Annotated in this window: 20 protein-coding genes; 8 read left to right on the top strand and 12 right to left on the bottom strand. The window is 58.3% G+C overall.

Annotated elements, in window-relative coordinates; translation table 11 throughout:
- Nucleotides 1-29: 29 nt before the first annotated feature.
- The 9 genes from bamA to rpsB all read right to left on the bottom strand — a co-directional run bounded on the left by bamA (nucleotide 30) and on the right by rpsB (nucleotide 9,823).
- Complete coding sequence (gene bamA / locus BY454_RS13340) at nucleotides 30-2,345, bottom strand: outer membrane protein assembly factor BamA (RefSeq protein WP_104417038.1); 2,316 nt, start codon at nucleotides 2,343-2,345, stop codon at nucleotides 30-32.
- A 43-nt stretch (nucleotides 2,346-2,388) separates the two neighbouring features.
- Nucleotides 2,389-3,738, bottom strand: coding sequence for an RIP metalloprotease RseP (gene rseP, locus BY454_RS13345; protein WP_104417039.1), 1,350 nt, complete (start codon nucleotides 3,736-3,738; stop codon nucleotides 2,389-2,391).
- A gap of 23 nt (nucleotides 3,739-3,761) precedes the next feature.
- On the bottom strand, nucleotides 3,762-4,940 hold the full coding sequence (gene ispC, locus BY454_RS13350) for a 1-deoxy-D-xylulose-5-phosphate reductoisomerase (protein WP_104417040.1): 1,179 nt from the start codon (nucleotides 4,938-4,940) through the stop codon (nucleotides 3,762-3,764).
- Nucleotides 4,937-5,773, bottom strand: coding sequence for a phosphatidate cytidylyltransferase (locus tag BY454_RS13355; RefSeq protein WP_104417041.1), 837 nt, complete (start codon nucleotides 5,771-5,773; stop codon nucleotides 4,937-4,939). Before BY454_RS13355 ends, ispC begins: the two co-directional genes overlap by 4 nt.
- A gap of 21 nt (nucleotides 5,774-5,794) precedes the next feature.
- Entirely contained in the window at nucleotides 5,795-6,565 is a 771-nt protein-coding gene (locus tag BY454_RS13360; protein WP_104417042.1) for an isoprenyl transferase, read from the bottom strand.
- 62 nt (nucleotides 6,566-6,627) lie between these two features.
- A complete protein-coding gene (gene frr / locus BY454_RS13365) occupies nucleotides 6,628-7,185 on the bottom strand; it encodes a ribosome recycling factor (RefSeq protein ID WP_104417043.1) in 558 nt (185 codons plus the stop codon).
- A 19-nt stretch (nucleotides 7,186-7,204) separates the two neighbouring features.
- Nucleotides 7,205-7,933, bottom strand: coding sequence for a UMP kinase (pyrH, locus tag BY454_RS13370; protein ID WP_104417044.1), 729 nt, complete (start codon nucleotides 7,931-7,933; stop codon nucleotides 7,205-7,207).
- Nucleotides 7,934-8,110: 177 nt separating this feature from the next.
- Entirely contained in the window at nucleotides 8,111-8,980 is an 870-nt protein-coding gene (gene tsf / locus BY454_RS13375) for a translation elongation factor Ts (protein WP_104417045.1), read from the bottom strand.
- A gap of 90 nt (nucleotides 8,981-9,070) precedes the next feature.
- Nucleotides 9,071-9,823, bottom strand: a complete 753-nt coding sequence (gene rpsB / locus BY454_RS13380; RefSeq protein ID WP_104417046.1) for a 30S ribosomal protein S2 — start codon at nucleotides 9,821-9,823, stop codon at nucleotides 9,071-9,073.
- A 265-nt stretch (nucleotides 9,824-10,088) separates the two neighbouring features.
- On the opposite strand from rpsB, the gene map reads away from it, so the two are divergent.
- The 6 genes from map (at nucleotide 10,089) to dapE (ending at nucleotide 17,722) form a co-directional block, all read left to right on the top strand.
- The gene (map, locus tag BY454_RS13385; RefSeq protein ID WP_104417047.1) at nucleotides 10,089-10,859 is read left to right on the top strand and encodes a type I methionyl aminopeptidase; all 771 of its coding nucleotides are present in this window, start codon (nucleotides 10,089-10,091) and stop codon (nucleotides 10,857-10,859) included.
- Nucleotides 10,860-13,511, top strand: coding sequence for a [protein-PII] uridylyltransferase (locus BY454_RS13390; RefSeq protein WP_104417048.1), 2,652 nt, complete (start codon nucleotides 10,860-10,862; stop codon nucleotides 13,509-13,511).
- Complete coding sequence (gene dapC / locus BY454_RS13395; protein ID WP_104425565.1) at nucleotides 13,508-14,710, top strand: succinyldiaminopimelate transaminase; 1,203 nt, start codon at nucleotides 13,508-13,510, stop codon at nucleotides 14,708-14,710. Before BY454_RS13390 ends, dapC begins: the two co-directional genes overlap by 4 nt.
- Nucleotides 14,707-15,048 (top strand): ArsC family reductase, encoded by a 342-nt coding sequence (locus tag BY454_RS13400; RefSeq protein WP_104417050.1) that lies wholly within the window; start codon nucleotides 14,707-14,709, stop codon nucleotides 15,046-15,048. Before dapC ends, BY454_RS13400 begins: the two co-directional genes overlap by 4 nt.
- 233 nt (nucleotides 15,049-15,281) lie before the next feature.
- On the top strand, nucleotides 15,282-16,310 hold the full coding sequence (gene dapD / locus BY454_RS13405; RefSeq protein WP_104417051.1) for a 2,3,4,5-tetrahydropyridine-2,6-dicarboxylate N-succinyltransferase: 1,029 nt from the start codon (nucleotides 15,282-15,284) through the stop codon (nucleotides 16,308-16,310).
- A gap of 281 nt (nucleotides 16,311-16,591) precedes the next feature.
- Nucleotides 16,592-17,722 (top strand): succinyl-diaminopimelate desuccinylase, encoded by a 1,131-nt coding sequence (dapE, locus tag BY454_RS13410; RefSeq protein ID WP_104417052.1) that lies wholly within the window; start codon nucleotides 16,592-16,594, stop codon nucleotides 17,720-17,722.
- Between the two features lie 15 nt (nucleotides 17,723-17,737).
- Here the strand turns inward: dapE and BY454_RS13415 are convergent, their stop codons facing one another.
- Complete coding sequence (locus tag BY454_RS13415; RefSeq protein WP_104417053.1) at nucleotides 17,738-17,956, bottom strand: SlyX family protein; 219 nt, start codon at nucleotides 17,954-17,956, stop codon at nucleotides 17,738-17,740.
- A 120-nt stretch (nucleotides 17,957-18,076) separates the two neighbouring features.
- On the opposite strand from BY454_RS13415, the gene BY454_RS17145 reads away from it, so the two are divergent.
- Nucleotides 18,077-18,613: a cold-shock protein gene (locus BY454_RS17145; protein ID WP_104417054.1), complete on the top strand. Its 537-nt coding sequence runs from the start codon at nucleotides 18,077-18,079 to the stop codon at nucleotides 18,611-18,613.
- Nucleotides 18,614-18,707: 94 nt separating this feature from the next.
- Here BY454_RS17145 and BY454_RS13425 read toward each other — a convergent pair whose 3' ends face one another.
- Together BY454_RS13425 and BY454_RS13430 are read right to left on the bottom strand one after the other, a co-directional pair.
- Complete coding sequence (locus BY454_RS13425) at nucleotides 18,708-19,082, bottom strand: hypothetical protein (RefSeq protein WP_104417055.1); 375 nt, start codon at nucleotides 19,080-19,082, stop codon at nucleotides 18,708-18,710.
- Entirely contained in the window at nucleotides 19,054-20,457 is a 1,404-nt protein-coding gene (locus BY454_RS13430) for a hypothetical protein (protein ID WP_104417056.1), read from the bottom strand. The genes BY454_RS13425 and BY454_RS13430 overlap by 29 nt, the downstream gene beginning before the upstream one ends.
- A gap of 199 nt (nucleotides 20,458-20,656) precedes the next feature.
- Between BY454_RS13430 and hipB the strand changes: the two genes are divergently transcribed.
- Nucleotides 20,657-20,905, top strand: a complete 249-nt coding sequence (gene hipB / locus BY454_RS13435) for a type II toxin-antitoxin system antitoxin HipB (protein ID WP_104417057.1) — start codon at nucleotides 20,657-20,659, stop codon at nucleotides 20,903-20,905.

The raw sequence follows: 20,905 nt of genomic DNA on the forward strand, positions 1-20,905 counted from the left end.
GGTTGCTCTTTATTGTTCAGTCAGCAATGTCAGAAACTCTGGCCCAGTGAGAACTGGAACACCTGGGTATCGTCACCCTCCTGATCATTCAATGGCTTGGCCAGACTAAATGCCAGCGGCCCCACGGCGGTGATCCATTGGAAGCTGATACCGGCCGCCGAGCGGAGTTCACCGAACTCCTCCTCTGGCGCGCCACCACGGGAGGTATCGAATACCTGGCCGGCATCCAGGAAGAACGAGGTTCGCATGGTGCGCGTATCGCCCGCGAACGGCGTTGGCACGATGAACTCCAGGCCGGCCTCTGTCAGCAGGTTACCGCCGAAAGGTACGTCATCGCCATCGTTATCAATGACACGCGGCCCCAGGGAGTTACCCTCGTAACCACGAACCGACCCATAACCACCGGCATAATAGTGCTCATAGAACGGCATCTGGGAGCGGTCACCGTAGCCATCACCGTAACCAATGCCACCCCGGGCGCGCACCACCCACCGGTTGTTGTCGGTCAGCGGGAAGTAGTAGTTGGTCTTGTAACTGGCCTTGTAGAACGTCAGGTCACTGCCGGGAACGGCCACGTCCAGTGACAGTGAGTGGCTGTGGCCATCGGTGGGCAAAAGCCCCCGGTTCAGAGTGCTCTTACGCCAGCTGCCGAACACAAAATAGTTCAGGAAGGAGTCCCCTTCGGTTCTGGCAAAGTCTTCCACCAAGCGGTTGGTATCGTCCCAGTTCTTGATATCCGACTGCGTGAGCCCAACCCCGAAATTCAACCGGGTGAAGGTGCCCGTGGGGTAGCCGAAGGTCACGCGGGCCCCGTATTCGTCCAACAGGTAAGAAGACACGTCCTCGTCTTCGTAGTCCGTCTGGCGCCCGAACACACTGAATCCACGGCTCACACCATCAACCGTGTAATACGGGTCCATGTAGGAAATATTCGCACTCTTCACCGAATCGCTGACGTTCACACCAAACGACGCCCGCTTACCGGTACCAAAGAAGTTATTTTCGGACACAGACGCCCCCAGAATCACACCGGAACTCTGGGAGAAACCCACCGAGGCGGAAAGACTGCCGGTAGGCTGTTCTTCAACCGCATAGTTCACGTCCACCAGGTCATCGGTACCGGGCACCGGCACGGTATCCACGTTCACGGTTTTGAAAAAGCCCAGACGCTCAAGCTGGGATTTGGAGAACTCGATGCGGTCGGTGGAGGCCACACCGCCTTCCATCTGGGTCATTTCCTGGCGTAACACCTCGTCCTTGGTGGAGACATTGCCTTCGAAATTGATGCGCCGTACGTAGGCGCGCTTGCCTGGCTCCACATAGAAGGTAATATTAGCCGTGTTGTCCCCTGCGGGCTCGGGCATCGCGTTTACGCTGGCAAAGGCATAGCCCTCGCGGCCAAGGCGGTAAGAAAGGGACTCGGAAATGGCAGTCATTTTGGAACGAGAGACCACATCACCCTCTTCCAGTGAAATGAGCTTGCGCAGCTCCTCTTCACCGACGATGAGATCCCCTCGCAGATGAATATCGCCCACGGTGTACTGCGGCCCTTCATTCAGAGCGATGGCGATAAACACCTGCTGCTTGTCTGGCGAAATGGATACCTGGCTGGACTCAACCGTGAAGTCCAGATAGCCGCGGTCCAGATAAAATGAGCGCAGGGATTCGAGATCACCACTCAAACGCTCACGGGCATACTTGTCTTTGTTGGTCAGCGAATTCCACCAGCTGCTGGTGCGCAGTTCGAATAGCTCAATCAGCTCTTCATCGCTGAAATCCTGGTTGCCCACAATGTTGAGGTGCTGGATCGCGGCAACCGAGCCTTCGTTGATGTCCAGGCGCACAGCGACACGATTCTGGGGCAACTCCTCCGCAGTGGCGGTAACACGGGCGTTATAACGGCCCTGGCCAATGTAGGAGCGCAGAATCTCCAGCTCCAAGCGCTCAAGCGTGGCACGCTGAAACACTTGCCCCTCTTCCAGGCCGGCGCCGGCAAGGGCATCCTTCAAAATCTCGGTTTCGATGTTTTTATTGCCTTCGATATCAATCGAAGAGATCGAGGGGCGCTCCTTAACCGTGAGAATCAGTACGCCGCCTTCCCGACTGGCCTCAATATCGGTAAACAATCCAGTTCGGAACAATTCCTTGATGGCACCGGCCAGCTCGGTTTCATCAAGCTGCTCACCGATGTTGACCGGGAATGCCGAGAAAACAGAACCTGCCGATACTCGCTGGAGGCCTTCCACCTCGATATCCGCCACCGTGAATTCGTCTGCCAGTGCCGAATCAATACCGGTTGTGCCAAGTGCAAGGCCAACGGCTACAGCTAGAAGGGAACGTCTCATTCAGTTTTCGCCTGGTTAATGTACGGTAAGGAGCCCGCAATTCTCACAACCGCATCAGGTCGTTGTAAAGAGCAAACGCCATTAAAGTCAGGATCAAAGCCATACCAATTCGTAATCCAAGTGCCTGAGCCTGCTCGGATACCGGCTTTCGGCGTATGGCTTCGATCACGTAATAAACAATGTGGCCACCATCGAGCACCGGCACTGGCAACAGGTTCAGCACACCTAGACTGACGCTCAAATAAGCCAGAAACCGTACGAAATCTTCAAATCCGGAACTCACACTCGCCTCGGCGACGCGCGCGATGGTAATCGGACCGCTCAGGTTGGTCGGTGACAGTAGCCCTGTAAGCATCTTTTTGATGGCCACGAGTGTCAGGCGGGTATCCGCCCAGGTCTCCGAGACGGCGTTCGGAATCGCTTCCAGAGGCCCGTAGCGAACTTCCCGCAACAACTCATCCGGCCAGGAAATGGAGGCAACACCCGCGCCCACAAAACCAATGTCCTCGCCGTTTTCGGTGGTTTTCAAAGCCGGCCGAACCGTCAGTTGCCGAGTCTGGCCGTTGCGCTCAATGGTCAGATCCAGAGGCTGCTCCGGAGACGTACGCACATGTTCCACCAACGCAAACCAATCCTGAAGAGGTTCGCCATTGACGGCCACAACGCGGTCACCCGGCTTTAACCCGGCCGCTTTGGCGCGACCGTCCTCGGAAACCTGGCCAATCACGGCCGGCACTTCCGGGCGCCAGGGTGCAATTCCGAATGAATTCAGGGGATCAGGGGTGTCTTCATTCAAGCGCCAGCCACCCAGGCTGCCGGTAACCGTACCCCGGGAGCCATCCCGGGAAACGTCCAGGGCAATCTGACCCTGCTCACCGGCGCGCTCCAACAGACGCATGCTGACATCCCGCCATGAGGTCACCTGATGACCATCCACCGCATGGATCTCCATGCCCTCTTCCAGGCCAACACGCTGCGCCACGCTCTCAGGCGCCACCTCGCCCACCACGGGCGCCACGGTAGTCACACCGACGACACTGATCAACCAATAAGCGGCAATGGCAAACAGGAAGTTGGCAATGGGCCCTGCGGCTGCAATGGCAATGCGCCGGGACGGCGGTTTGGCATTGAACGCCTGGTCCCGGAGTTCTTCGGGAACCGGCCCTTCCCGTTCATCCAGCATTTTCACATAGCCGCCCAACGGGATCGCCGCTATAGCGTACTCGGTACCCTGCCGGTCGTGCCAGGATATCAGCGGCTTACCAAAGCCCACCGAAAAGCGAAGCACTTTTACTCCGCATCGCCGGGCCACCCAGAAATGTCCGAATTCGTGCAGGGTGACCAGGATTCCCAGGGTCAGTGCCAGTGCCAGAACGGTTTGGATAATCTGCATAACGTGTCCGCGTGGTGCCCCGGTCAGAGTGAGCGCAGCAATGCCTGGGCGTACTCCCGGGCTTCAGCGTCCTTGGCGAAGATGATTTCAAAGCTGTCGGCGGGCATCACCGCCACAGCCGACAGGGTTTTCTCTATGATAACGGGGATGTCTGCAAAGCACAGCTGCCCCTCCAGAAACGCCGCCACCGCCACTTCATTGGCCGCATTCAGCACGGCGGGCGCGGTGCCCCCGGCGGCGAACGCCTCTGCGGCCAGCCGCAGGCATGGAAAACGTTCAAGGTCCGGCCGCTCAAAGTGAAACCGGCCAATAGCAAACAGGTCCAGTGGCGCCACACCCGCATCAATCCGCTCGGGCCAGGCCAGGCCGTTGGCAATGGGGGTGCGCATGTCGGGGCTGCCCATCTGCGCCAGCACCGAGCCATCGGCGTACTCCACCATGGAGTGAATGATGCTTTCCGGATGCACGTGCACTTCAACCAACTCGGGTGTGGTATTGAACAGCCAGCAAGCCTCGATCAGTTCCAGGCCCTTGTTCATCAGGGTGGCCGAATCCACGGAAATCTTTTGCCCCATGGACCAGTTCGGGTGATCACAAGCCTCGGCTGGCGTCACCGAACGCAGCTCTTCGGCCAGCAGCGTCCGGAAGGGCCCGCCCGAGGCGGTCAACAGAATTCGGGTAATGCCGGCGGCGGCCGGGTTCCGCACCTTGTCGGCGGGCACACACTGGAAGATGGCATTATGCTCGGAATCGATCGGCAGCAGTTCAGCGCCGGATTTTTCGACGGCATCCATGAACAACTGCCCAGACATGACCAACGCTTCTTTATTGGCCAGCAGTACGCGTTTTCCTGCTCGAACCGCCGCCAGCGTTGGTGCCAGTCCGGCGGCTCCGACAATGGCGGCCATAACCGTGTCACAGGCCGCATCGGCAGCCACGCTGGCCAATCCGTCCTCACCGCTGAGTACTTCGATATCGGGGCGATCCGACAACAAATCAGCCAAATGCCTGGCAGCCTGAACATCGGCCATGACCGCAAATGCCGGCGAAAATTCGCGACACAGCTCGGCCAACTCCCGCGCACGCGTACCTGCCGTCAGCGCATGTACGCTAAAGCGGTCCGGGTGCCGCCGAACCACATCAAGGGTGCTCAAGCCAATGGAGCCCGTGGCTCCGAGTACCGTCAGGCAGCGTTTGGTCATGGCGTAACCACCAGCCAGCCCATAAGGGTAATCAGCAGGGCAAAGACCGGAATCGCGGCCGTCAGGCTATCAACCCGGTCCATAATACCGCCGTGCCCCGGCAACAATTGACTGCTGTCCTTAATACCCCGGAAACGCTTCATCATGCTTTCCAGCAGATCTCCCAGAACCGAGACCAGACCGGTGACGACGCTGGCCAGCACCAGCAGCAGTGTCTGTGAGACATTGGCTGAGGCCAGCAGGCTGGTGACAACGGCCAACACCACAACGGCCGCCAGGCCGCCCCAGACACCGGCCCAGGATTTTCCCGGACTGACACGAGGCGCCAACTTGGCTTTGCCGAAGGCCCGGCCGGCAAAATAGGCACCGATATCGGCCACCCACACCACAAATAATACGTACAGAATCGCCAGCAGACTGTTGCTGGCCTCCCCAAACTGCAGCTCGGCGGTACGCAGGTGGTTCAGCCCCGTCCAGGCCGGCACCAGCACAAACACACCCATGACGGCCCTTAGCCAGGACGAGCCCCAGCGGTCGGCGCCTGCCGGGTACCGGCAAACCAGTGCGAAGCACACCAGCCACCAGAAAACTGACAGCCACAGCACTTCCATGGCCGGCAGGTGCCTTAAACCATAGAGCAGCGCCGCAAAAGCCAGTGCATAGGCAACGCGCCCTGGCTGGCCTTCAATACCGGACATATTGGCCCATTCCCAGGCGCCCAGCGTGATCACTGCCCCGGTAAACAGGGCAAACCCCAGAGGCGGCAGGAAGAAAATACCGCCAATGGCGATGGGAGCTAGGATCAGGGCAGTAATAATTCGGGTTTTCAGCACGGCATTGGTCGCTTTTTCGCGTTATTCTTTTGGCGAGCTGGCAGCAATCTGATCATCAGTCTGCCCAAAACGGCGCTTGCGCCCGGCATACACCTTCAGGGCCTCGCGCATTTGCTCGGCCTTGAAGTCGGGCCAGAAGACATGGGGAAAATAGAACTCGGTGTAAGCCAGGTGCCAGAGCAGGAAGTTGCTGATGCGCTGCTCGCCGGCGGTGCGGATCAAAAGATCCGGCATGGGCAGGTCACCGATGCTCAGGTGCTGCTGGATCAGATCCTCGGTAATGTCCGACGGGCGCAGTTCGCCGGCCGCTACCTTTTCCGCCAGCTTCTGATTCGCCTGGGCAATGTCCCAACGCCCGCCGTAGTTGGCGGCAATCACCAGCGTCAGCCCGGTATTTTCTGCAGTGAGCTCTTCGGCTTTTTCCATGTGCTTCTGGATAGCCGAGCTGAACGCGGACCGGTCACCGATCATCCGCAGCCGGATGTTGTTGCGGTGCAGCTTGCGCACCTCCCGTTCCAGTGCAAACAGGAACAGGTGCATGAGCGCCGACACCTCATCTTTCGGCCGCCGCCAGTTCTCGCTGGAGAAGGCAAACAGGGTCAGAACTTCCACCCCTTCGCGGGCGCAGGTCTCGACCGTTGCCCTGACGGCATCCACCCCCGCCTTATGACCGGCAACGCCTTTCAGCCGATGCTCTTTGGCCCACCGGTTGTTGCCATCCATGATGATGGCAACGTGGCGTGGCGTTTTTCCGGCTGTTAACGGAATATCGGCAGTTACTGATTCGGTCATGCAATCCTCTGCACGGCAGGCAGACGCCTGCCGTTATGTGTACCTTAAAGGTCAATGGCAGCTTAGACCGCCATCAGATCCTCTTCCTTGGACTTCAGAAGCTTATCGACTTCAGCGGTAAACTTGTCAGTCAGCTTCTGGATCTCGTCCTCGGCACGACGCTCTTCGTCCTCGGTAATCTCTTTTTCCTTCAACAGATCTTTGACCATGCTGTTGGCATCGCGACGGGCGTTACGGATAGACACACGAGCGTGCTCGGCATCCGCCTTGGCCTGCTTGACCATTTCACGACGGGTTTCCTCGGTCAGCATCGGCATCGGAACACGGATAACATCGCCACTCGTTGTCGGGTTCAGGCCCAGGTCAGAGCTCATGATGGCCTTCTCAATGGTCGGCACCAGGTTCTTTTCCCAGGGTGACACCGCCAGCGTACGGTTGTCCTCAACGGTCACGCCGGCCACCTGTTTCAGAGGGGTCGGCTGGCCATAATAGCTCACCATGACACTGTCCAGAATGGACGGGTGGGCACGGCCGGTACGAATCTTGTTGAAAGCCGAATGCAAAGACTCGATGCCTTTGTTCATTTTCTTTTCGGCTTCTTTTTTAATGTCTTCAATCACGTCAGCGTCCTCAATAAGGTTATTCGATCAGTGTACCTTCTTTCTCACCGGTCACAATGCGGGTCAATACACCGGGGCGGTTCATATCAAACACACGCAGTGGCATGCCGTGGTCCCGAGCCAGACAGATGGCAGTCAGGTCCATCACGCCCAGCTTCTTGTCCAGGACTTCATCGTAGGTGAGGTAGTCGTATTTTTCTGCGGAAGGGTCCAGGTTGGGGTCTGCCGAGTAAACGCCATCCACCTTGGTGGCCTTGAGCACGGCATCCGCCTCAATCTCGATACCACGCAGGCAGGCTGCGGAATCGGTGGTGAAGAACGGGTTACCAGTACCCGCTGAGAAAATCACCACATCCCCTTCTTTCAGATCCCGCACCGCTCGGCGGCGGTCATAGTGCTCAACGATCCCGCTCATGGGAATGGCGGACATGACCCGGGTGCGGATATTGGAACGTTCCAGGGCATCACGCATGGCAAGGCCGTTCATCACGGTGGCCAGCATGCCCATGTGGTCACCGGTGACGCGGTCCAGGCCAGCGGCATTGAGAGCCGCTCCACGGAACAGGTTACCGCCGCCAATAACCAGGGCCACCTGAACACCGATGCCGATGAGGGCACCGATTTCCAGAGCCATGCGGTCCAGAACCTTGGGATCAATACCGAATTCGTGTTCCCCAATCAGCGCTTCGCCACTCAGTTTAAGCAGAACACGTTTGTACCTGGGCTGGTTTTTGGAAGATGTCGGCATGATGATCCCCTTCTCGTCTTTTGGCTTCAAACCCGTTGCAGGCTTGTATCTGACATACTCCTCGTTCGAAAAAGGGGTATCTCAGATACAAGCCCGCCACGAAAGCCGGGAAATCCCGACTGACGTGGCAGACTAAGGTGATGCCGCCGATCGCTCAGCGACATCTGAAAAGCGGAATCAGGCCTTGCCTGTGCCGGCAGCCGCAGCCACCTCGGCAGCGAAATCCACTTCTTCTTTCTCGATGCCTTCGCCCACTTCCAGGCGAACAAAGCCAACCAGCTCACCGCCGGCGGATTTGATCAGCTCACCCACAGTCTGGTCCGGGTTCTTGACGAACGACTGCTCAACCAGGCTGTTTTCCTTCAGGAACTTCTTGATCCGGCCGCCCATCATCTTCTCGACGATTTCAGCAGGCTTGCCTTCCATATCCGGCTGGGCCTTGATCACTTCCTTCTCTTTTTCCAGCTCTTCCTGCGGCATGTCTTCCGGCTTGCCAACACGCGGGTTTACAGCAGCGGCGTGCATGGCAACGTCACGGGCAATTTCAGAGTCGCCAGCGGAAATGGCAACAACACAGGCAATTTTGTTGTTGCTGTGAACGTAGCCACCCACAACCGGGCCTTCAACCTTCACGATGCGACGAACGGTGATGTTTTCACCGATCTTCTGAACCAGCTCTTCGCGCTTGGCTTCCAGGTCACCTTCCATGAGCTTGGCCACGTCGGTTTCGCCCTTCTCAAACGCCACTTCCAGTACGTTGTTGGCGAAGTTGATGAGGTTGTCATCACGAGCCACGAAGTCGGTTTCAGAGTTCACTTCCAGGATGTAGCCAACGGTGTTGTCGTCGGAGATCTTAACCAGGGCAACACCTTCGGCGGCGGTACGGCCCGCTTTCTTGGCAGCCTTAAGGCCAGAAGACTTGCGCAGCTCTTCGATTGCAGCGTCAACACTGCCATCAGCTTCTACCAGAGCCTTCTTACATTCCATCATGCCCAGGCCAGTGCGCTCACGCAGCTCCTTGACCATTGCAGCGGTAATTGCAGCCATGTTCAATCCTCTTAACTTGTCGAAATTCGGGACAGGAAGACGAGCCGACCTGCTGGTGGCTCGCCTCTCGTATTGGACTCGCGCCCGGCCTTACTCGCTGGCCGGAGCTGCGCCTTCGGCGTCTTCGCTGACTTCAACAAACTCGTCAGAACCGCCACCGGCGGCCTGGCTCGCTTCAACGCACGCGTCAGCAGCAGCTTTCACGTAAATCTGGATGGCGCGGATGGCGTCATCGTTACCCGGAATCACGTAATCAACGCCGTCCGGATCACTGTTGGTATCGACAACACCGATCACCGGAATGCCCAGCTTGTTGGCTTCCTTGATGGCGATCCGCTCGTGATCAACGTCTATCACGAACATGGCGTCCGGCAGGCCGCCCATGTCTTTGATACCACCGATGGAGCGCTCCAGGCGTTCCATTTCACGAGTGCGATCCAGGGCTTCTTTCTTGGTCAGCTTGTCGAAAGTACCGTCTTTGCTCTGGGTTTCCAGATCACGGTAGCGACGGATGGACTGACGGATGGTCTTGTAGTTGGTCAGCATACCGCCCAACCAGCGATGGTTGACGTACGGCTGACCGGCGCGCAGCGCTTCTTCCTTGATGATCTTGGCGGCGGAGCGCTTGGTGCCTACGAACAGAATCTTGTTCTTGTTCTCGGCCAGGCCCTGAATCACGTTCAGAGCTTCCTGCATAGCCGGAACGGTCTGCTCGAGGTTGATGATATGAATCTTGTTGCGGGCACCGAAAATGTACTTGGACATCTTCGGGTTCCAGTAGCGAGTCTGGTGACCAAAGTGAGCACCTGCCTTCAGCAGGTCACGCATATTTACCTGAGCCATGATAGTTACCTTTTTAGCTTCGGGTTAGACCTCCACGCGTCCGATTGCCCCAACCAGTTCCCTGCTTCTGCGCAGGTCCGGCACCCTGGGACAACGTGCTGACACGTGTGTGAATTTGCCGGATTCGTTTCCGGCGGCGCGTTTATACCACAAACCATGACCGGAACGCCATTACTTTTCCGCCAGACACTGACACCATCCTTCCTTGTACCCGAACCGCCCCAGCCTTAAAATGGAGGTTTGATGCAAATCAACAGGAAGCCCGATGCAGGTAACGATCAAGACTCCCGAAGAAATTGAAAAGATGCGCGTAGCCGGCCGGCTGGCTGCCGAAGTTCTGGAAATGCTGGACGAACACGTCAAACCCGGCGTGACCACCGAGGAACTCGATCGACTCGCCCACGACTACATCGTCAATGAGCAGAAGGCCATCCCGGCGCCGCTCAATTACAAGGGGTTTCCGAAATCCATCTGCACCTCCGTCAATCATGTGGTGTGCCACGGCATCCCCACTGAAAAGAAGGTGCTGAAAGATGGCGACATCATCAACATCGATGTCACCGTCATCAAGGATGGCTACCACGGCGATACCAGCAAGATGTGGATCGTTGGCAAACCCAAGCCCGGCACCGAACGCCTGATCCGTATCACTCAGGAATGCCTTTATAAAGGCATCGAACTGGTCAAGCCGGGCACCCGCCTTGGCGACATTGGCCATGCCATCCAGCAGCACGCCGAACGCCACCGCTATTCGGTCGTCCGCGACTTCTGCGGCCACGGCATTGGCAAGGTATTCCACGAAGAACCGCAGGTTATGCACTATGGCAAGCCCGGCACCGGCTTTGAACTGAAAGAGGGAATGACCTTCACCATTGAGCCGATGATCAACCAGGGGAAGTACCAGACCAAGGTTCTGGCCGATGGCTGGACGGCGGTCACCAAGGACCACAAGCTGTCCGCCCAGTGGGAGCACACCCTGTTGGTGACTGCGGACGGGTGCGAGGTGCTCACCAAACGCGCGGAAGAGTCGTTTTAAGTGGCCAGGGGCGAGCTGGAACACCATATCAGCCACGATACCTCGCCGGTCGGCGCGGCGCGGCAGTTACTCCGGGAAAGTTACGATGCCGATGCCGAAGCCTTCCGACAAGGCGCTGATGTCCGGGCACTCGTCCATTCCCGCGCCAACACCGTCGATCGGGTCCTGCGCCTGATCTGGGACCGCTACCCCTTCTCCCACTCGCCCGATATTGCCCTGATTGCCGTGGGCGGCTACGGCCGGGGCGAGCTGCATCCGCATTCCGACATCGACCTGCTCATCCTCACCCGGCATAACATTGAGCCTGAATGGCAGGAAGACTTAAGCGCTTTCGTGACCCTGCTCTGGGATCTCAAGCTGGACATTGGCCACAGCGTGCGCAGCATGGACGAATCCATCGCCTCGGCCCGGGATGACATCACCATTCTGACCAACCTGCTGGAGACCCGCACCATTGCCGGCCCGGACAGCCTGCGTGCCGAGCTTAGCGAGAAGGTCTACTCGGACGACGTCAGCACAGACCGCGAATATTTCCTGGCCAAACGGGCAGAGCAGAAACATCGCCACAAGAAGTACGGCGATACCGAATACAACCTGGAGCCCAACGTCAAAGGCTCCCCGGGCGCCCTGCGGGACATCCAGACCATTGGCTGGATTACCAAGCGCCACTTTGGCCTGCAGAACATTGCCGATCTCACCCATTTCAGCATCCTCACCACCGAAGAGCACGACATCCTCTACCGGGGTGAAACGTTCCTCTGGCGCCTGAGATACGGGCTGCAGTTAATCGCCGATCGCAACGAGAACCGGCTGCTGTTTGACCACCAGCGCGCCCTGGCGGAAATGCTGGGTTACCACGATGAAGGCAAACGCCTGGGCGTGGAACTGATGATGCAGCAGTACTACCGTACAGTGCTGGCTCTGGCCGAGCTGGCGGATGTGATCCTGCAGTACTACGACGAAGCCATCCTGGCCGGCGATGGTGAAGACGACATCCGCCCACTGAACAAACGCTTCCAGGTCCGAAACCGCTATATTGAAGCAATCAACAGCCAGGTCTTCGCCTACGCGCCCTACGCGATCATGGAAATATTCGTGCTGATGGCCCAGCACCCCGAGATCAAAGGCATTCGCGCGACCACCATTCGTTCGCTGCGGGCCCACCGACACCTGATCGATGACGCGTTCCGCTCCGACCTGGCCGTGACCACCCTGTTCATGGAGCTTCTACGCACACCGCACGCCCTGGACAAGACCCTGTCGGCCATGAAGAAATACAATGTGCTGGGCCGTTATTTGCCCGAATTTGGCCAGATCATTGGCCAGATGCAGCACGATCTGTTTCATATTTTTACGGTCGACACCCACACCATGCGGGTCATCCGCAACATGTCGCGACTGGCCAGTGGTGAAGCCGGGGCGGACGATTTCCCGTTGGCAAAGAGGTTGATTACTCGCCTGCCCAAACTGGAAACGCTCTACATCGCCGGCCTCTACCACGATGTGGCCAAGGGCCGGGGCGGAGACCACTCCGAGCTGGGCGCCGTGGATGCCGCCGAGTTCTGCAAACGCCATCACCTGAGTGAACGCGATACCCAACTGGTGTCCTGGCTGGTGGAAAACCACCTGCTGATGTCCATGACTGCCCAGCGCAAGGACATCTCCGACCCGGACATCATCCAGGCCTTCGCACGGGCCATGCCCAGCCAGGCGCACCTGGACTACCTGTACATCCTGACCGTGTGCGACATCAGCGCCACCAACCCCAAGCTATGGAACACCTGGCGCGCCTCACTGCTGCGCCAGCTTTATGTGGAAGCCAAGCGCGCTCTTCGCCGGGGCACCGACAACCCGGTGAACCGCCAGGACTGGATTCGGGCCACCCGGGAAGAAGCACGGCAGATCCTCCATGCCCAGAACATCACCGACGAACAGATCGACCAGGTCTGGAAAACGGTGGATGAGGACTATTTTCTGCAGGATTCCACCGTCGATATTGCCTGGCAGACCGCGGCCATTGTCAGCCATGGCGACGATCCCGATCCGCTGGTGCTGATTCGCGATACCCGGGGCGGCCCCACCGACGGCTATTCCCAGATCATCATTTACGTGAAAGACCGGGTGGCCCTGTTCGCTGCCACCACGGCGGTGCTGGAGCAACTGAACCTGAACATCGTTGATGCCCGCATCAACTCCACCGACGACGGCCCCTACTCCATCAGTTCCTACGTGGTACTGGATGAACAGGGCCAGCCGCTGGGCATCGACCCCGCCCGTAAAGAACGAGTGCGCACGCGGCTGATCGAAGAGCTGGACGACCCCGAAGACTACCCGGACATCATCCACCGGCGCACGCCCCGACAACTCAAGCACTTCGCGTTCCCGACCGAAGTGACCCTGTCGAACGACACCATCAACCAACGCACCGTAATGGAAGTGATCACGCCGGACCGCCCCGGCCTGCTGGCTCGCATTGGCCAGGTCTTGCTGGAGCACCGGGTACGCCTGACCAACGCCAAGATTGCCACTCTCGGTGAGCGGGTGGAAGACGTCTTTTTCATCACTGACGAACACGGTGCGCCTCTGCGGGACGTAGAGGTTTGCCAGGCCCTGCAACGGGACCTCTCGAAAATGCTGGACGATATTCAATGAATTCAAATCTTGACCGATTGCACCCCTACCCCTTTGAAAAACTGGCCAAATTGAAGGCCGGCATTGCCATTCCCGAGCACCTTTCCCCGATTTCCCTGGGGATTGGCGAGCCGAAGCACCCAGCGCCCGCGTTCGTAAAGCAGATAATTGCCGACAATCTGGATAAGCTGGCCAACTATCCCACCACCAAGGGTACGGATGAGTTGCGCGAGGCCATGGCCAGCTGGGCCACCCGTCGCTTCCAGTTGGCAGAAGGCACACTGGACCCCGCAGCCAACATTGTGCCGGTGAACGGTACCCGCGAGGGCATTTTCTCCCTGGTGCAGGCGCTGATCGACAACAGCAAGCCGGCCACCGTGGTCAGCCCCAATCCCTTCTACCAGATCTACGAAGGCGCGGCCTTCCTGGCGGGCGCGGACCCGGTATACCTGGCCTGCGACGCCAACAACGGTTTCATCCCGGATTTCGAGGCGGTGCCGGACAGCGTCTGGCAGGACTGCCAGCTGCTGTTCCTGTGCTCCCCGGGCAATCCCAGCGGGGCGGTAATGCCGCGCGAAACGCTGGTGAAGGTGATCGAACTGGCCGACAAACACGACTTCGTGATTGCCTCCGACGAATGCTACTCGGAGCTTTACCCGGACGAAGCCAACGCCCCCGAAGGTCTGCTGCAGACCTGCGCGGCCATTGGCCGGAATGATTTCAAACGCTGCATTGTTTTCCACAGCCTGTCCAAGCGCAGCAACCTGCCGGGCCTGCGCTCCGGCTTCGTGGCCGGCGATGCCGACGTGCTGACCGGGTACCTGAAGTACCGGACCTACCACGGCTGCGCCATGCCCATCCACAACCAACTGGCCAGCATTGCCGCCTGGAACGATGAGGATCACGTGCGGGAAAACCGCGCCGCCTACCGCGCCAAGTTCGAGGCCGTGGTACCCATCCTGCGGGAAGTCATGAACGTGGACTACCCGGACGCCGGCTTCTACCTCTGGCCGGAAACGCCCATGAGCGATGAAACCTTCGCCCGTGAACTGTCCGCGCAGCAGAACGTACATGTACTACCCGGCCGCTACCTCTCCCGCACCGTGGATGGCCATAATCCCGGCGAGAACCGCGTCAGGATGGCACTGGTGGCCCCGCTGGAGGAGTGCGTTGAAGCGGCGAGGCGGATTGTGGACTTTGTAAAAGGTTTTGAAAAATGAAGCTCTACGGCATCAGGAATTGCGACACCGTGAAAAAAGCCCGCAAGTGGCTGAATGAAAACGGCATCGCCCATGACTTCCACGATTTCAAGAAAGACGGCCTCACCAGCGAAAAGCTGAGCGAGTGGGAACAGGCCGTCGGCTGGGAAGCACTGATCAACAAGCGCGGCACCACCTGGCGCAAACTTCCCGAAGAGGTTCGTGATACCATTGCCGCCCAAAGTGCCCACGAGATCATGCTGGAGAATCCCTCCATCATTAAACGCCCGGTTGTGGAACGTGAGGGCGACATAACCGTGGGCTTCAACGCGGACCAGTGGGCTGCGTGGGCTGACTGATTTTCAGCCACGGAATCCACGGAAGAACACGGGAATAAAAGATGAAAGGGTTTTTTAGCCACTAAATCCACGAAAGAACACGAAATTTAAAAAACGACAAGCCTTTGTCTTTAATCATTTTTTAGTGTTCTTTCGTGGGTTTCGTGGCCAAACCGTCTTTGTCTTTTATTGTTCCGTGTTCTTCCGTGGATTCCGTGGCAAAACTTTCTTCATTTTTTAGAGGAGCACATCAGATGAGTTTTGCATTCGGCATTGGCATCGGCACCCAGAACAAACAAGGCGAATGGCTGGAGGTTTTCTACCAGCAGCCGAGCCTGACCCCGGACAGAGACCTGATTGATGTGGTCGAATCCGCACTGGGCTACCAGGGTGGTAACCAGGCCATCAGCGTCACCGCCGAGCAACTGACCAAGCTGGCCGAATCCCTGCGCCAGATCGGCCAGACCGAACAGGCAAAACTGGCTGAGACGGCCGCCAGCAGCAAGCGCCCGGTTGTGGTGACTGTTCTGGCTACCGACGACACCGCCTCCAGCACCCCCGAGGTGTACCTGAAGCTGCACCTGATTTCCCATCGCCTGAAGAAGCCCCACGGTGTGAAACTGGACGGCATCTTCGCCCTGCTGCCCAACCTGGCCTGGACCAACGAAGGCGCGGTGGATCTGAACGAACTGCCGGAGCGCCAGTTGCAGGCCCGCATGGAAGGCCGTGTTCTGGAAGTAAAATCCGTCGATAAATTCCCGCAGATGACCGACTACGTGGTTCCGGGTGGCGTGCGCATCGCCGACACCGCCCGCGTTCGCCTGGGCGCCTACGTGGGCGAAGGCACCACCGTAATGCACGAAGGGTTCATCAACTTCAACGCCGGTACCGAAGGCACTTCCATGATCGAAGGCCGCATCTCCGCTGGCGTTATCATCGGCAAGGGCTCCGACCTGGGCGGCGGCTGCTCCACCATGGGCACCCTCTCTGGCGGCGGCAACATCATCATCTCCGTGGGCGAAAACTGCCTGATCGGCGCCAACGCCGGCATCGGCATCCCGCTGGGCGACCGCTGCACCGTCGAAGCCGGCCTGTACATCACCTCCGGCTCCAAGATCGCCCTGCTGGACGACAACAACGAGCTGGTGGAACTGGTCAAGGCCCGTGACCTGGCCAACAAGAGCGACCTGCTGTTCCGTCGTAACAGCCAGACCGGCGCGGTTGAGTGCAAAACCAACAAAACCGCCATCGAGCTGAACGAAGAACTGCACGCCAATAACTAAGGCGTGATTTCGCCAGGGAACGGCGAAATGGTATTGATTGGCCACGGAATCCACGGAAGAACACGGAATGAAAAAGATGAAAAGATTTTTTAGCCACTAAATCCACGAAAGAACACGAAAAGAAAGGACAAAAAGCTTTCATCTTTTTCAGTGAATCTTTGTTCGTGTTCTTTCGTGGGTTTCGTGGCAGATAACGTCTTTTGTCTTTTAATTTTTCCGTGTTCTTCCGTGGATTCCGTGGCAAAAACACTTTTTTAGCCCAAGAACACAAAGGCCGCCAAATGTCACTGTCCCCCACTCTGGAACTCGCCAAAGACCTCATCAGCCGCCGCTCGGTCACGCCCGATGACGCGGGCTGTCAGGAGCTGCTGATGTCGCGCCTGGCGCCCCTGGGCTTCAACGGCGAGAACCTGCGGTTTGGTAAGGTGGACAATCTCTGGGCGCGCAAGGGCAGCGACGGCCCGGTGCTGGCCTTTGCCGGTCACACCGATGTGGTGCCCACCGGCCCCGAGCAGAACTGGGCGCACGCCCCGTTCGAACCGGTGATCAAGGACGGCTACCTGTATGGCCGTGGCGCCGCCGACATGAAAGGCAGCCTGGCCGCCTTCATCACCGCCTGCGAACGGTTTGTGGCCAACTGCCCGGAACACCGGGGCTCCATCGCCCTGCTGATCACCAGCGACGAGGAAGGCCCGGCCAAAGATGGCACGGTGAAAGTGGTGGAAACCCTTGAGGCCCGCAACGAGAAGATCGACTGGTGCCTGATTGGCGAGCCGTCCAGCACCCATCAGGTGGGCGATGTCATCAAGAACGGTCGTCGTGGATCTTTGCACGGCTACCTGACGGTGCACGGGGTACAAGGCCATGTGGCCTACCCTCACCTGGCGGAAAACCCGGTGCATGCCGTTGCCCCGGCGCTGGATGCCCTGGCCAATGAATTCTGGGACAACGGCAACGATTTCTTCCCGCCCACCACCTTCCAGATCACCCGGATCGAATCCGGCACTGGCAGCAACGTGATTCCGGGCGAATGCCTGGTGCACTTCAACTTCCGCTACTGCACGGAAAACAGCGCCGAAAGCCTGGAAGAGCGGGTAGTGGCCATTCTGGATCGGCACAAGCTGAAGTACGACCTGCAGTGGCATCTCAGCGGCCGGCCGTTCCTGACCGACAAGGGTGCCCTGGTCACCGCCAGCCAGGAAGCCATTCGCACGGTCACCGGCCGTGAAACCGAATTGTCCACGTCCGGGGGCACGTCCGATGGCCGCTTCATCGCGCCCACCGGTGCCCAGGTACTGGAACTCGGCCCCCTGAACGCCACCATCCATAAGATCGACGAATGCGTGAAAGCGGACGACCTGGACACGCTTTCAGAGATTTACGAGCGGATTCTGGTGGATTTGCTGGGGTAAAACCCCCAGCAAATCTCAATAATGCGGAGGCGGTGTTTCGTCTTCTTCCTTTTTAATGTTGGAAGGCGAAATATCCTTCAGCTGCTTATGTAACATCTGCTTGGCATCCCACAGCTCCCGGATATCCAGCTCCTGCTTCGCCACCTGCTCACTCAAGGTGTTAATCACATCGTCCTGGAACGCCAAACGCATCTCCAGTTCCGCAATTCGTTGTTCCAACGCATTTTCACTCATCAGGTTTGGTCAGCCCTTTCTGTAATCTGGTATCATGCCGCCTTTTACGGCCAGGCATGCCATGTTACCCGATGTCCGGCTTTTTATCGTTAGCGTCAACCCATGGAGAATATTCAGCCAATGCGTAATCCAGCCAAAGCGATCCTTGTTTCCGTCCTGATCGCAATTCCGGCACCTTTTATCCTCGGCCTGCTTCTGACCAGCACCCCGGAACCACTTAAATTGCTGGCCCTTGGTGAAGGTCTTGAAGCCCTCGGCAGCACCGGCGGCCTGGCAGCCTACCTTATTGCCTTTGTTATCTTTGCCATTGCGGGCTTCATCGCCATTGCGCTTTCCGCAAAGCAGCAGGCAGCCGCACCCGCCCAGCAGCGCAAACAGGCACCGCAGCAGTCCAACCGTAACACTTCCTACGAGGAAGACGAGGATTATGACGACACCGCGCCAGAAGGCGACGAAGAAGGCACCGTTAAGTGGTTTAACGTGAAGAAAGGCTTCGGCTTTATCGTACGTGACGGCGGTGATGAGATCTTCGTGCATTTCCGCGCCATTCGTGGCCGTGGCCGTCGCGTTCTGCGCCAGGGCCAACTGGTGCGCTTCAACGTGGTGGAAGCCGAGAAAGGCCTGCAGGCGGACAACGTGTCCATCCTGAGTGACTGAGCACCGTCACTTGTCCTGATTCCAGGGCTTCTCAATGCAAAAAGGCAGCTCCGGTGAGCTGCCTTTTTTGTATCTCAAGTGATGCAAAAAAACGTCAGTTCCAAACCACCTTCTGCTCGCCCCGGTCATCCAGACGCCACCACTTCTCCTCTTCCACCGGATCACCCTCTTTCCAGTCGCCCGGACTGCAACGAATCTCTGTATCCATGGACCGCCACGCACTGCGGGCACAATCCAGGTCACTGTTCCAGGGCAGCACCTCTCCCTCCAGCAACAGGCAGGTAAAGCGCTTGCCGAAAGCGCCCGGATAAAGCGTAATGCGAAGACGCTCGCCACGGTAATACGCGATGCCTTTCACAACGTGGGACACATCACTGTCATCCAGAGTCAGTTGATCCAGCTGCCCTTTCAGCCAGCCGGAGACAGCTTCCGGCTCAAGGTCACGAATGTAAATTTCCAGGTCCTGCACCCGTGGACTCTCCCTGCGGTTGTTCATGGTGGCCCACATAGTGAACCGGGCTGGTCGGTTCTGCAAGCGACAGTTGGGGCCATTCAGCCAGTAAATCCGACGTTTGCAGGCAGCGCAGGGTACCCGCCTGGTAACGTCTTTCCCACACCCTGTCCACTTTCGCCAGGCTAGCCTCCAGGCCTTTGATGCCCGGCTCCACTGGCGGCCAGTCGCCCTCCCGCGCCATGGCCAGTAACGACTGGCTTTGCAGCGACTTTTGCTGTGCGCTCAAGGCCAGGCCTTCCACGGAACCCCGGCGGGCAAACAGGTCCAGGCGCGCCGCGGCGCGCTTCAGCCATTGCAGCAGAGAGCCGGGTGTTAAACCATGTCGGGCCGCCCCGGCCACGGCTTCCTCCAGGGCTTCCGCGCTTAAATGAATGCCCCAACGCTTTTCAATGGCCGGTTGATGCGCGAGAACAATAGCGAAGTGTTGAGCGGTGCTGACCGACGGTGCCGGGTAATCCTGGACATCCCGACCCAGCAAGCGGGCGATGCGACGTAGCGCACGGCGATCGGTGGCCTGCTCCCGGCTTGCCAACAACACAGGGCCACGCCATTGCACCAACAGGTCGGCGAGAGCGGACCCGGTCCGTACCAGCAACACCAACAGGTCCGAAGGCGAAGTGTGGTCCAGAATCAGGGTCGGCCAGCTCTGTTGTGATGCAGCCCCCTGGCAAATCAACAGCCGATCCTGGCAGGCCCGAATATCGTTTTCACTCCGGGCATTGACCATGACTGCCTCCAGGCCCGGTGTATTGGTCAATAACTGGAGCCAGGACGTCTTGCCAAGACCCGCCGGTCCATGTACCCAGGCCAACACGTTGGGCGAAGTCGCCAGCATAACGGATACATCCTCTGCCAACTGTTGCCAGGGCAAATCGGTCATGATGGGGCGAACGGATTCGGCATCTGCCGGTACAGCGGGAATCGGCTCGTTGGGCCAGCGCTGCACCAACTCCAGGACCGCCACATAGGCCCTATCCTGCAGTCGCTCGCAATCCCGGGCCAGGACTTTCAGCAATTGCGGCCACTCCAGCCAGGCCGCTGGCGTTACTTCCCGGGCCCGGGAGAGCCAATAGACCAGCTGTGAGGATAACTGGCCGTCGTTATGCACTTCCGCGACAACGGGCTGTTCACCCTGAATAGTACGCACCAGCTCGTCAAGATCAACACCCTGACGCACCAGAAACGGCGTAATGGCGGGAATGGCGTCCAGCAACGCCAGTAGAAAATCTTCGGCGGTAATCACATAACCGCCGTGGCGGGCGACGGTGTCGCGGGCAAGCAACAGCGCCGTCTGGCATTCCGGTGCCAGACATTGTTGCCAGTCTTCCATGGCATGGCTCCTTCCGTGGTTTGGCTGCATCGTCCTGATGATTGAAGGGAGTTTATGACGATTCCGGGCAAGCTCACAAGTAATCACCGTATAACTCAAGGAATGCTACTCACTTGAGCCCTTTATCCGGAAAAGGGGATAATTTTGAATTATACCCTTAAAGGTATAGAATTAAATTATCCCCAGAACAGGATAAACCATGAAGATCACCTCTCCCGAAGCATTGGCCTCAACCCTGAGGAATGCCCGAAAACAGCGATCTCTCACCCAGCAAACGCTGGCAGAGCAAATTGGAACCAAACAAGCCACCATCTCCACCTTTGAGAACCATCCCGAAAATTGCCGGATTGAAACGCTTTTCAAGTTGCTGGCCGCTCTTGACCTGGAGTTGCAAATCACTGAGCGAGGCCAACCCGAGTCACAAACCGGCTGGGATCAGGAGTGGTAG

The sequence above is a fragment of the Marinobacter persicus genome (assembly GCF_002934325.1).
GTDB classification, from domain to species: Bacteria; Pseudomonadota; Gammaproteobacteria; order Pseudomonadales; family Oleiphilaceae; genus Marinobacter; species Marinobacter persicus_A.